Source organism: Mucilaginibacter sp. BGA-UO-ETr-C110, from assembly GCF_059567985.1.
Window position 1 is genome coordinate 370,472 of record NZ_JCAQPB010000002.1, and the last position, 12,651, is coordinate 383,122.

General features: G+C 43.0%; 13 protein-coding genes. 3 read left to right on the plus strand and 10 right to left on the minus strand.

Annotation, left to right across the window (positions count from 1 at the left end):
• The first annotated feature begins 235 nt into the window (after positions 1 to 235).
• Together AC57BQ_RS03025 and AC57BQ_RS03030 are read left to right on the plus strand one after the other, a co-directional pair.
• Complete coding sequence (locus AC57BQ_RS03025; protein ID WP_496404863.1) at positions 236 to 922, plus strand: DUF6345 domain-containing protein; 687 nt, start codon at positions 236 to 238, stop codon at positions 920 to 922.
• Positions 923 to 1,012: 90 nt separating this feature from the next.
• Entirely contained in the window at positions 1,013 to 2,080 is a 1,068-nt protein-coding gene (locus tag AC57BQ_RS03030) for a hypothetical protein (RefSeq protein WP_496404864.1), read from the plus strand.
• Between the two features lie 87 nt (positions 2,081 to 2,167).
• Here the strand turns inward: AC57BQ_RS03030 and AC57BQ_RS03035 are convergent, their stop codons facing one another.
• The 7 genes from AC57BQ_RS03035 to AC57BQ_RS03065 all read right to left on the minus strand — a co-directional run bounded on the left by AC57BQ_RS03035 (position 2,168) and on the right by AC57BQ_RS03065 (position 10,052).
• On the minus strand, positions 2,168 to 2,926 hold the full coding sequence (locus AC57BQ_RS03035; protein ID WP_496404865.1) for an SDR family NAD(P)-dependent oxidoreductase: 759 nt from the start codon (positions 2,924 to 2,926) through the stop codon (positions 2,168 to 2,170).
• A gap of 315 nt (positions 2,927 to 3,241) precedes the next feature.
• On the minus strand, positions 3,242 to 3,646 hold the full coding sequence (locus AC57BQ_RS03040) for a helix-turn-helix domain-containing protein (RefSeq protein WP_496404866.1): 405 nt from the start codon (positions 3,644 to 3,646) through the stop codon (positions 3,242 to 3,244).
• 10 nt (positions 3,647 to 3,656) lie between these two features.
• Positions 3,657 to 5,282, minus strand: a complete 1,626-nt coding sequence (locus AC57BQ_RS03045; RefSeq protein ID WP_496404867.1) for an amidase — start codon at positions 5,280 to 5,282, stop codon at positions 3,657 to 3,659.
• Between the two features lie 189 nt (positions 5,283 to 5,471).
• Positions 5,472 to 6,014 (minus strand): YbhB/YbcL family Raf kinase inhibitor-like protein, encoded by a 543-nt coding sequence (locus AC57BQ_RS03050; protein WP_496404868.1) that lies wholly within the window; start codon positions 6,012 to 6,014, stop codon positions 5,472 to 5,474.
• A gap of 222 nt (positions 6,015 to 6,236) precedes the next feature.
• Positions 6,237 to 7,082: a helix-turn-helix domain-containing protein gene (locus AC57BQ_RS03055; protein WP_496404869.1), complete on the minus strand. Its 846-nt coding sequence runs from the start codon at positions 7,080 to 7,082 to the stop codon at positions 6,237 to 6,239.
• 18 nt (positions 7,083 to 7,100) lie between these two features.
• A complete protein-coding gene (locus AC57BQ_RS03060; RefSeq protein WP_496404870.1) occupies positions 7,101 to 8,369 on the minus strand; it encodes an alkaline phosphatase family protein in 1,269 nt (422 codons plus the stop codon).
• Between the two features lie 102 nt (positions 8,370 to 8,471).
• Complete coding sequence (locus tag AC57BQ_RS03065; protein WP_496404871.1) at positions 8,472 to 10,052, minus strand: GDSL-type esterase/lipase family protein; 1,581 nt, start codon at positions 10,050 to 10,052, stop codon at positions 8,472 to 8,474.
• Positions 10,053 to 10,374: 322 nt separating this feature from the next.
• Here AC57BQ_RS03065 and AC57BQ_RS03070 point away from each other — a divergent pair, with 322 nt between their 5' ends.
• Positions 10,375 to 10,698 carry a hypothetical protein gene (locus AC57BQ_RS03070; protein WP_496404872.1) on the plus strand — a complete coding sequence of 108 codons (324 nt, stop codon included), beginning with the start codon at positions 10,375 to 10,377 and terminating at the stop codon, positions 10,696 to 10,698.
• Between the two features lie 181 nt (positions 10,699 to 10,879).
• Here AC57BQ_RS03070 and AC57BQ_RS03075 read toward each other — a convergent pair whose 3' ends face one another.
• From AC57BQ_RS03075 to AC57BQ_RS03085, 3 genes are all read right to left on the minus strand, one after another.
• The gene (locus AC57BQ_RS03075) at positions 10,880 to 11,302 is read right to left on the minus strand and encodes a BLUF domain-containing protein (protein ID WP_496404873.1); all 423 of its coding nucleotides are present in this window, start codon (positions 11,300 to 11,302) and stop codon (positions 10,880 to 10,882) included.
• Positions 11,303 to 11,448: 146 nt separating this feature from the next.
• Entirely contained in the window at positions 11,449 to 12,210 is a 762-nt protein-coding gene (locus AC57BQ_RS03080; RefSeq protein ID WP_496404874.1) for an MBL fold metallo-hydrolase, read from the minus strand.
• Entirely contained in the window at positions 12,207 to 12,644 is a 438-nt protein-coding gene (locus AC57BQ_RS03085; protein WP_496404875.1) for a hypothetical protein, read from the minus strand. The genes AC57BQ_RS03080 and AC57BQ_RS03085 overlap by 4 nt, the downstream gene beginning before the upstream one ends.
• Positions 12,645 to 12,651: the final 7 nt, after the last annotated feature.

Here is a 12,651-nt window from a genome sequence, read left to right on the forward strand (position 1 = left end):
TCAGCCCCCCGATTTCTATTAAATAAATAGCGTAAAAGTACTACCGCTAAACAGTAAAACTACTGGGTTTATTCCTTTTTTATGTCTTTAGATTTACTAATAACAATTTGAAAAAGAGTTATTTATAAATAAAGCATCATCAATTAAAAGGAATAAAGCCGAAAATCCTGATAAAAGAGTAAGCGCCCGGTAAGCCGAAAACGGGATAAAAAGAATAGGCAAAAAATATACATCAATGAAAAAGGTGATTATAATGATGTCTGCAATTGTAATGATCGCAGCTTACAATTCAAAAGGGGCTGATAGAATGGAAGGCGGGTACGCCGGAACCAAAGATCAGGGCCATGATGAAGTAGTGTACAATTTTTTAAAGCACTTCAGTTATGAACAATATTACTGGGCCTATGATTTTCAATTTACCAGTAGTAACAACAGCCGGGTTGATGCTATGGACTTTGCCATATTTGCCGGACATGGCAATCAATGGTTTGTCAGCACAACTTCGGGCGGTGTAAACCTGGCAACTGCCGGCAATACCTCTAATAAAGGTTATGGCGACTGGAATTGTGAGTTTATTGCTTTTGAATCATGCGATGTGGTACCAAGTCCCTTGGAAAAAGCCGACTGGTGGAGCAATTGGGTTAAGGATGGGGCCGTATTTGACGGTCTGCACCAGGCCTGCGGTTTCAGGACCCTGTCATGGCAATCAACTGATCAGGATATTACGGATTATTATGGAAGTGCCATACATTCTGGTTACGGAGTTTGGCAATCGTGGTTTGATGCCATTAACAACGAAGGCAGGGGCGATGAGTTGGGTGCATGCGTCATGAACCCAACATGTCAGTTTGATACCCATGCTTCATTCGTTGTAGATCCGGCACCCGGCGATCAAAGATTGCATATCTGGTATCAGTACTAATAGTTAAATATTAAATTTTATGGAACTATCATGAGCCTTTATCACATGATTGCCCGGAATAGTTTCATCACCTTAAAACAAATCAGATCGATGAAAAAGTCAAATACTTCAAAAATGCTCCTGTTGGCTATACTTATTATAGCAGCAACAGCCTGCCACAGAAAAGACAGGCCGGGCACCGAAAAAAACAAGATCACTTATGATCAGGCTGCCGTTTTTCCGGATTATGAAAAAGTAACTTTAAATACCTATCAAATTAGTGAAACAAAGTTGGACCTGGAGGCCGCGCAAAAAATTATAACACAATCACTTGCTTATGCAGGCGCTGCCGACAAGTTTAATTTGAAAGAACCGGTAAGAGAAAATGGCATGCTTTGGTACAAGAGCCCCACCGATCCATCAGCAGTGCTGAATATTAATTTAGAAAATGGCGACATCAGCTTAAATACTGGCATGAAAGCTTATGCGGGAAATGAATCTACCCGGGATCTTTTAACTAAAGATTCAGCCTCAACCATGGCATTAACCCATATAAGAAAGCTGGGGCTTTTGGGCAGTAGTCCTAATGACTACGTGGTATCGCACGTTGGCGGATTAAACGTAGGTGTTCATGATGAAAAGGGTAATACCAGCGTTTATAAAAAATTCACCACCGTAAGGCTTGATCGCAAATTTGGTGACATCCCGGTTGAAGGACATTCACGCATTGTGATTCAAATGGCCGAAAAAGGCAGGCTCACCGGGCTTACCAAACACTGGGCCTCGTTTAAGGGTGAACCGGTATCCGCCACCGCTATCGTAGCAACAGACGCCTTGAAAGCAGCCATTGAACAGCATATTTTAAGCGAAAACACAGGCGCTACCAGTATCCTGGTTAAAAAGATCACCCTGGTTTATTATGAGCAGGGACATGGCTTAATAGAGCCGGCTATCCGTGCGGAATGCGAAACACGTTACCCCACAAGTAAAACAGATAGCACCGAAAGAGTTTATCCTTATGATATTATTGAGCCTCTGCTTAAAGAGCCACGCCAAACTTACTCATTTATGCACGACAGATTTAAAGGGCCCAAAACCCGCAATGATGATAGCAAAGATCAGAAAGCGATACCAAGAGGACAGGACGAACAAAGAAGAGATACCTCCCGGAAACTTTAAAAAAGATTCGGAAACAGGATAAGATAAAAAAGGAGCCGTTTGGTTTATCATAAACCAAATGGCTCCTTTTTGTAATGTCTTTATTAATTACAAGAACATACCGCCCGAAGCTTCAATACGCTGCGCGTTGATCCAGCGGGCTTCTTCGGTACATAAAAAGGCCACAATACCGCCAATATCATCCGGCATGCCCGGGCGACCTAAAGCAGTGATGCTGGATATCCTATCATGCATGCCTTCATGCGAAAAGGCCTCTTTGGTAAAGTCGGTTTCAATAATGCCCGGTGCAACCACATTAGCCGCGATGCCACGTGGCCCCAGCTCTTTGGCCAGGTATTTGGTCAGTACCTCAATAGCGCCCTTCATAGAAGCATAAGCCGCGTAACCCGGGGTAGAAAAGCGGGCTAAACCGGTTGAGAAATTGATGATACGGCCACCATCGGCAATAACCGGCAGGCTTTTTTGGGTTAAAAAGTAAACGCCTTTAAAATGAATGTTCACGAGATTATCAAAATCCTCTTCGGTGGTTTCGGCAAACTTCGAAGGTGCGTCGATACCTGCATTATTGATCAGGAAATCAAAAGTATTACGGCCCCATTTTTCCTGCAGCACCGCGGTAAGCTGACCGATAAAACCATCAAATGATTTAACAATGCTGGTATCCAATTGCAGTGCGGCCGCTTTTTGACCCAGTTTTCCAATGGAGGCAACAACTTCTTCTGCTTCCTCTTTTTTACTGCGATAGGTAAGTATTACATCAATTCCTTTTTTGGCCAGGTGCTGGGCCGCGTTTTTGCCTAAGCCGCGGCTGCCGCCGGTAACAAGAGCTATTTTATTTGTACTCATTTTATTTTTGTTTATTATTTATGATACAAAGTTGCAGCTAAATAGTGTTGTAATTATGGTGACTACTTCAGTTTAAATGGTAACTGTTTCAGATTAAATGGTACTTATTTCGTGGTTTAGCTGTGTTGTCATACTAAGGTATAAAGAATATATAAAAAAGGCCTGTCAGTCTGAGCTTGTCGAAGACTCGCGGGTAGAGGCCTGCCCACCATGGTTCGACGGGCTCACCATGACACCCTGTTTTGTCTTTAAGAAAGATATTTCTCCTTCAGATTGCGGCGAAACCGTACTACTCAGGATGACGCATTGATGTTTTCAATTTACCTGCTCATATTGTTTGATCAAAACGCCCTCACGGTATTGTTTTGGTGTAACTCCCTCAAAGCGCTTAAAAAACTTAGTAAAGTTAGAAGGATCAAAGGTAAGCTGGGCAGCGATTTCTGCAACGGATACAGCGCTGTTTCGGAGCATTTCTTTAGCTATCCGCATAATCTTTTCTTCAAAAAAGTAGCAGGGGGCATGGCCTGTGGTTAACTTGATGGTATTACTTAAATGTGTAGGGTGGATGTGCAGTTGATCGGCAAAATCGCGGATTTCCATCATATCCATAACCTTGTGTTGCAACAGGTCGTCCAGGTGCTGATCAACGGCTTTCAAAAAGTCGCCGGTTATTTCATGCTGCCTGGCCAGTATCTTTTTAGGTATAGGGGTTGTTGCCATAATAACAAAGCTACGCAAACAGGTCTGGCTTAAAAACAGGCTCGGCCCTTTTTTTCGAGGCCTGTTCGTAGGCATAGGCCAGGGTGATGATGTCGGCTTCTTTATAAGCGGTGCTAAAAAACGAAAGGCCCACCGGCAACTCATGTACTTTACCCATAGGTACGGTGATATGCGGATAGCCGGCCTTAGCCGCCGGTCCTGAAAATGAAAAACCATTGTCATAATCGCCGTTGACCAGGTCGATACAGATAGCTGGTCCGTTGGTTGGGCCGATGATGGCATCCAGTTTATTGTCGGTCAGTATTTTATCAATGGCTTTGCGGGTGCCTTCGCTGGTTTGTTTCAGGGCTTCCAGATATTCTTTGCTGTTGAGGTCGCCTTTGCTTTGAGCCAGTTCCAGCGTTTCCTGTTTAAAAAAGGGCATTGCTTTAGCTTCGTTCTGCTTGTTAAAAGCTATCACATCGGCCAGGGTTTTTACTTTGCTGTTGGCCGTGCTCAGGTATTTATTGACACCATCTTTGAACTCATAGAGCAGTACGGTAAACTCACCCCTGCTAATGTCTTTCAGTGCTTTGTTCAGTTCTACTTCCACAATGGTTGCACCTTTGGCTTTCAGCGTGTTGATGGCATCCTTCAACAAAGCAACCATCGCCGGATTTCCCTCCAGTGCCGATTTCTCCACTCCAAGGCGTTTGCCTTTCAACCCATTCGCATCTAAAAATTTAGTATAATCTGCAGCAGCTTTTCCTTTACTGGTAAGGGTATAACTGTCCTGCGCGTCGATACCGGCCAGTACACCTAAAACAATGGCAGCATCCTGAACGGTGCGGGCCATGGGGCCGGCGGTATCCTGTGTTTTAGATATGGGGATGATGCCTGTACGGCTCCACAAGCCTACGGTAGGTTTAATGCCCACCAAGCCATTTACTGATGATGGGGATACGATAGATCCATCCGTCTCGGTGCCGATAGCTACGGCGCACAAATTAGCCGCTGCTGCCGATCCTGAACCGGCGCTTGAACCACTCGGGTTACGATCCAATATATAAGGGCATTTGGTTTGCCCGCCACGGCTGCTCCAGGCACTGGTGGAGTGTGTTGAGCGGAAATTGGCCCATTCGCTTAAATTAGTTTTGCCCAGGATTACCGCGCCGGCTTCACGCAGTTTGTGTACAATGAAAGCGTCCTGTTTGGCAAAGTTATCAGCCAGTGCCAGCGCGCCGGCGGTAGTGTGCATATTGTCGGCGGTATTGATATTGTCTTTGATCAGTACAGGTATGCCATGCAAAGGGCCGCGGACCTTGCCTTGTGCACGTTCTTTATCCATGGCGTCGGCCATGTTGAGGGCATCCTTATTGAGTTCGATGACGGAGTTAAGCTTTGGCCCGTTCTTGTCTATTTTGTCAATACGCTTCAGGTAAAGTTCGGTGATCAGGCGCGAGGTATACTCTTTAGCCTGCATTTTTTGTTGCAGATAAGAGATGGTAACTTCCGATAGTTCAAACAGGTCGTCTTTGTTGTCGGCAGCATCATCGGTCTTTTTTTCTGCCGATGGCTGGCTGCATGACGCGGCCACTAAAGTTGATAAAGTTAAACCTGCTAATGAGCCTGTTTTCAGGAAGTTTCTTCTGTGCATAACCGGTGGGATTTTTAAAGCTATTACAAATAACAAAATATTTGGCTAATTAAAAATAGCAAGCCCCATTATTACCCATATGTATGTACAACGTTACATCCACCCGAAAATGCAGGGCGGCGTCGACTCACCCTGTCATCGCTATGCTCGGCGGGGTGAGTCGATACCACGTTAGCCCGTCCATACACCTTATCTTTTATAATATACCACTAATGATGCTTTGCCTATCACATTTTGATTAAGCATAAAACCAGTTAATGCTGCCGAAACTTTATTATCAACCCCAAGTTTTGCTGCTTTTAAGGCATAAACCGTGATCACATAGCCATGAGGCGCGTCATTTTCTGGCGGGCATGGGCCGCCATAGCCGGTAACGCCAAAATCGGTAATTCCCTGTATACTGCCTGCCGGCGCTATTCCTGCTGATGGATTGCCCGCACCCTGGTTTAACTCATGTACATTGGTGGGGATATCAAAAATAACCCAGTGCCACCAGCCGCTGCCGGTAGGTGCCTGCGGATCATAAATAGTAACCGCGAAGCTTTGTGTGCCTGCCGGCGCATTCTGCCATTCCAGCTGGGGAGATTTGTTGCTGCCGCTACAGCCAAAAGTATTAGCGATAAATTCATTGGTGAATTGGCCGCCCAGATCTTTGCTTTTAAGGGTAAAGGTTTGCGCATTTACGATGGAGCCAAGGCTTATGGCCAGCACAAATAAGAAGAATGTTTTCATGATCTTTTGGATAATATTTATTTATCCAAAATTGCGCCCGTTTAATACTTTGAAGCTATTGTTGCAGGCTCAAAAACTATTGAAAACGGCTCATATCAATACCCCCCTGGTCATGCTGAACTTGTTTCAGCATCTCACACGTAGGATAGGTGCTCTGCATATCGACTAACACAGTATGTGGAATCCCGAAATAAATTCGGATGACGTATTGGGGTGGAGTATTTATTGTGCGCCGAGCTGGTATTGCTTAGGACTTACCCCGAATTTCTTTTTAAAGGCCGATGAAAAGTTCGAGAGGTTATCATAACCCAGATCAAGGTATAACGACGTAGCGTTTTTTCCCTGCGATAACTCCTGCCGGGCTATTTCCAGTTTGCGTTCGCGGATGTATTTGCCGGGAGCAATGTGGTAAGCCTTTTCAAAATCGCGCTTAAATGATGCCAGGCTTTTATGGGCCAGGAAAGCCAGTTCTTCGAGGGTAAGGTTATTGAAAAGATTGTTCTCCACTACATTTTTTAATAGCAGGGCAGGTGAGGGGGCGTTACTTTGCAACAAAGCAATCAATTGCGACCGGTGACTTTGCAGTAAAACCAGCAACAGCTCTTCCACCTTATTCACCGCCAGTTCATAAGGTAAATTTTGCCCTTCGTGTATCAAAGTCTGCAAGCTTTTAATATAGCCGGCCAGGTAATTGGTCTGTCTGAACTTGATATAATCCGGAGTGGCCGCGGTTTTGGTGTTCAGCCGGTGTTTATTTAAAAAAGCAATAGCCACACTTGCCGGGAAAAACACCAGGATGCTGCTGTACTGATGGTCGTTAAAGGTATGCTCGGCCATAATGGAGTTACCTTCGGGTAACACAATGCCTTCGCCAGTATGTACCACCGTATTATCAGCCGGACGATAGACAGCCTTTTCGCCGTTGATCACAAAGCTGATGGCATAACAGTTAAATACCACCCGGATATTTTTAAAGCTATCCTGTTCCTGGTAATGCACAAACGAAATATTACCCGCAGTGATCTTGCTTTGGTTTTCGGTAGCTTCGGGTATATAAATATTGGTCATGCCTAACAGGTGATATTTTTACTTCTTTTTAATCAGGATGGTATGTGCCAGCTTATCTGTACCATCAACCTTGCCGGTATATTTTAGTCCTAATATACTTTTTACCAGGTTAAAAACCGCTACGTTCTCGAACGATGGGATAGTTATATGCTTTTTAAAGGCAGGGCCCCAGGCCAGGAAGGTAGCGTGCATATCCTTAACCAGAGTTGGATCATATCCATGCCAGCCTTTGTTTATTTTCTTGTTATATAAGTTAAACACTTTAGGATAATGGGGTATCAGTAGTATGTCGCCAATGCGGTTATGCCAGTCATCGGTTTGGCCATAATGTAACCTGGCCGGGATATTGGTTTTAAGATACACATCGTAATCAGCCGCTTCCTGTTTTAATTGCTTATAAGCGGCGTCGATATCTATTTTGTTTTTCGCGTAAAGCTCTACCAGGATGCCATCGCCGGAAACAATAAATTTAGAGGTATCAATAGCCGCAGGAATACCTATGGGATGTTCTTTGTCGACATTGGTCATGCCGTGGTCTGATACAAAAATGAAGTTTGCTTTAATTCCGGTGGTTTTTACAGCTTTGTTCAGCTCATTAACCGCTGAATCTACAAAATGCACTGCATGGGCCGTTTCGGGCGCATCGGGGCCAAAAGTATGCCCGGCATGATCAACCTGCGGAAAGTAGAAGGTGATCAAATGCGGACGTTCGGCCGGGGGTAGTTTTAACCATTTAACCACCGCATCGATGCGATCATGGATGTCTATCTTTTCGTTATAGGTATAATAGTAAGTAGGGCGAACGTTTTGTATAGCCGCTTCTGATGCCACCCAGTAAAAACTGGCCGAAAGCATACGCTGCTGCTCGGCCAATACCCATAGTGGTGAACCATAATACCAGGAACCATCAGCTACTTTGGCTTTCGCGCCCATATAATAGGAATCATGCCGGTCACGATCATAAAAAGCATTATTGACCAGGCCTGAATGCGAGGGATATAAACCGCTAACCAAAGCATAATGGTTAGGGAAAGTGACCGAAGGGTATGAAGGAACCATAGAGGCCGCGCTAATGCCTCCTTTGCTTAAAGCAAGCAGGTGTGTGGCCTGGTATTTTTTAGCGTAATCATATCTAAAACCATCGGCAGAAATAAGGATGACGTAAGGCTTATTTTGTTGTTTTATGCTGTTTTTGCGGTCAGGTGTAATTTTTTGAACCGTGTCTGTCTGGCCAAATGCAATTATAGCTTGCGAAAAGACTGCAATAAAAAGAATGAATTTTTTCATAGGTAACGATATGCGCAAATTTATATAAATAGCATTATCGTTTTGATATGATTGGGTTAATTTACCTCCCTCATAGTCAGGAGGGAGGTAGATTAATTCCTCTTATTTGCGTTTTAAAGCCTCGGCAATCGCTTTTTCGGCCAGTGGTTCCATGGCTTTGTAACCGGCCAGGTTGGGGTGTACGCCATCTCCCGATAATGATTTGGGCAAACCCTTACGTTCATCAGCCATAGCCGAGAAGTAATCGAGATATACGATATGGTTTTTGTCGGCAAAGTCTTTGATCATGGCATTCAGGCGCACTACTTTTTCGGCAGGCTGCATTCCCGGGCGCCATGGGAAATCAAATGCTGGCAATACCGACGATAAGACTACTTTAATACCAGCTGCTTTAGCCAACAGGGCCATGGATTGTATATTACCAAAAACATCTTCCAGCTTGATAGGGCCATTGTTTTCGGCAATATCATTAATGCCTGCCAGTATCACTACCACCCCAGGTTTTAGGTTGATCACATCATCACGGAAACGTACCAGCATCTGGGTAGTAGTTTGTCCGCTGATACCACGGTCATACCAAGACTTACCTGCAAAAAATGTCGGGTCGTTATTGATCCAGAAATCAGTAATCGAATCGCCCATGTAAACCACACTTTTAGGGTTAGCTTCTTGTGCCTTTACTTTGTCGTTATCGGCGGCATAGCGTTTAATGTTGGCCCAGTCTTTATGCAACTGGTCATCATATTTTTTATGATTGGCCTCTGCCTGTTCTTGTTTTTCCTGTAGTGATTTGGCTTTTGGATCTATCGGTTTTAAAAAGCCTTTCAAACCCAGCCAGTCGTTAAAACGTTCTATCCAGGTATCTGTGGGGATATTTTGCTTACGCATACCAAAGCCATGGCTACCCTTGGCATACAAATGGATCTCGGCGCTATGTTTGGAGACAAGCCATTTGGAATACAGATCAACACTATGCGGGGCGAGGTTCAGATCATCGTCGGTAGCCGCGGTTAGGAACAGGGGTGGTGCATCTTCCGGAATGGCGGATTGCAATGCCGGAGGAAAATAAGGATAGATCGGCGCTACAAAATCAGGCCGGTTGGCCGGTGTATATTTATATGCTGTTGCCGCGGCCAAAGTGCCTCCCGCCGAGAAACCCATAATGCCAATATGTGATGTCGATAAGCCATATTCGGCAGCATGTTCACGTACATAGCTTATGGCTTGCCTGGCATCAGCAATACATAAAGGGATTATTTTACTTATTTTTTGTTCAAAATCTTTTTTAGCCATGTTTGTGGCGAGCTCTTTCATCGGGTCGTCAGTGAGGCTTTGTGTCAATCTGTATTTTAATACAAAGGCGGCTACGCCATGCTGGTTAAGCCATTTGGCTACCTCATTACCCTCGCTGTTGATAGAGAGTACCTCGAAACCACCACCGGGACAGATAACAACGGCCGTGCCTGTGGCAATTGCCGGATCGGGTAAAAATACTTCCATCGATGGATGCACTACATTATACACTAACTTTACGTTAAACAGCTTATTTTCGGCTACACCTTCGGTCCAGTTCCATTTTTCGGAACCCGGAGCCGCACCCGGGTACAATTGGATAATTTTTTGCTGCGCCTTTGCTGCTGTCACAAAAAGCAACAGGCCCATAAACATTAATTTCAGTTTCATATAATTGGTATGATTGATAGCTAAATGTAGCGCTTAATTATAATATTATAAAAGCATTTAGCACAGATTGTCCATATCCCCATCAAATCATATTTATTGTGTAATAATCAGGCTACTTAGCAGATATTGCTACTATACTGAAGATCTTTTCGTTATATTCATAAAACTGATTTTTTTTGATGTTATGGTATCCGGTAAAATAAGCAAGTTGTTCTTTCCTGCCATAATTCCGTTATTGTTATTGTCATGCAGCAAACAGCCCAAGGTTTTTGAAAGTAATTGTAATGATGGGATAGCTTTTAAAAAAATTGAATTTACAGAATTGGTAAATCACCTTAAGAGTTACAATGGTCAGTATGTGGAGGTTACCGGAAAGTATGTAGAAGGGGTTGAGCAATCGGCTTTGTTGAATGATAGTCTTTTTGCCGATCATTCAACAAAAAAAGCCTTATGGGTTGATTTTAGCCAGGAGTGCCCACTGTATTTAACCGGGACCCGGGTAGGGCTGTTTCAATATAACAATGGCACATTTACCCAGATCAATAAGAGATTTATTACTATAAAAGGTAAAATTAATGTTCGTAATACCGGGCATTTAAATAAATATAAAGGCGCAATTGAAAAGGTGAGCTTTATTAAATTATGATTTCGCAGTAAATTTTATTAATTCTTGATAAATTAAATAACTAATTATAAATTTGCATGCAGAGTTTGTTAAATTATAATTAAAATAAAACACCAATTTAATAAAACATTAGCTAATAGTTATTGTTTTATCACTTGTAGTACATCATAAAGGGGGCTTTATGTATATATAAAAGTGGAGGTTAAAAGGAAATATATAATTTATGGCTATCAACAAAGGTTTTAAGCATATTCACAGTGATATGTTCAGAATTGCGGGTTAAGTTTAAATCGGGAGAACTGAGAAATCCTTCAATTTCCTGCAGGGTTTCTGAATTTACAGAGGCAAAACCCATTGACCAGTCCGGAAAGTTTCTCTTTTCAATAGTTCCGGAAGCCAGTTTAATGATGTTTTTGTGCCTGGTATCCAATTCAATAGCTTTGTAAATTAGTTCAACAGAACTTTTTTCGCCTTCCAGAACCTGCATAAATGTACCCTGGCAATATAGCAGCATGCCTGTAACGCTATGCTTTTTATTTTTGGTGCGCGCAGTAGTCAATAAATCTAAAAGCTCGTCTTCAGTCAACAGCCTTTTGGCCGTGCTTACGTAAACAATATATTCCATCTAATAGGGGCTTGCTATCCGAATAAGTACATATTATGTACCCAAACGGATGCCTACAAATATTGTTTTTTTTTGTGCGAAAATTATCTTATTTTCTACTTATTTTATTGCAAAATGTTAAACACCAGTGTTGTTGTTAGCCTGGGTCAAATGATGAGTTTCAGACCGTCATAAGCCAGTTCAATATTTACTGGTAATTCTTTTGATACCTCAAAGTGAGTACCTAAACGATGGCTGATATGGGTAAGATAGGTTTTCTCGGCGCCTACTTCATTCGCAAAATCAATAGCTTCATCAAGGGTAAAATGCGATATGTGACTTTGTTTTTGTAGCGCATTGATCACCAAAGTTTTTGTTCCTTTTATCTTTTCTTTTTCCGTTTTCGGTATTGTTTTAGCATCGGTGATATAAGTAAAATCCTTTATCCTAAAACCTAATATGGGTAGTTTATAATGTAAAACCTCGATCGGAGTAAAAATGGTATCGCCAATTGGAAAAGGGTGCAAGTCAATAGGATGTATCATCACCTGCGGAATGCCGGGATATCCCGTCCCGTCAAAAACATACGGAAATTCACGTACCAGGGCTTTTTGTACTCTTAGATCCGCGTAAATATCAATAGGGCTGTTTTGCTTATAGTTAAACGCCCTGATATCATCCATCCCGGCAATATGGTCTTTATGTTCGTGGGTAAATACAATGGCATCCAGGTGTTTTACGCCGGCGCGCAGCATTTGATACCTGAAATCGGGTCCGGAATCAACCACTATAGTTTTATCTTCGGCCTCTATTAAAATGGAGGTACGCAATCGGTTATCACGGGCATCGGTTGATGTACATACCTCGCAGCCGCAGGCAATAACAGGCACACCCTGTGAAGTTCCGGTTCCTAAAAATGTTATGGTCACAGCTGCAGTTTAGTTTGTTTGATCTCCTGCAAAAACGCAACCTGTTTTTCGTCAAGCAGTTTGTAATCTACCTCAAGCTCTCGCAACAATTCAACAATGGCCAATATTTTGCTTTCCAGGTTCGAGAAGCGGTTAACAATCACCATACGACTGTTGAGCAATAAACAGGATCCTGTTTTAAAATTACCTTTTTCATACCGCACCCTGTATCCGGCCGATTTAAGCAGCAGTTCCAGTTTTTCAAGCGTATGATTGGTAGCGGGTAGCATTAATTCCAAAATTAACAAAAGTAAGTGTAAATGCACTTTGAATTTAGGGAATTTTGAAAAGCTGACTTTAGGATTGCCGTGGATCGACGCGGTGTATTTCAGTACTTTTGCACAGAAGGTTATGTAATGCAGGATAAAAGCCGGTAATACCGAATAAATCAACATTGCTATT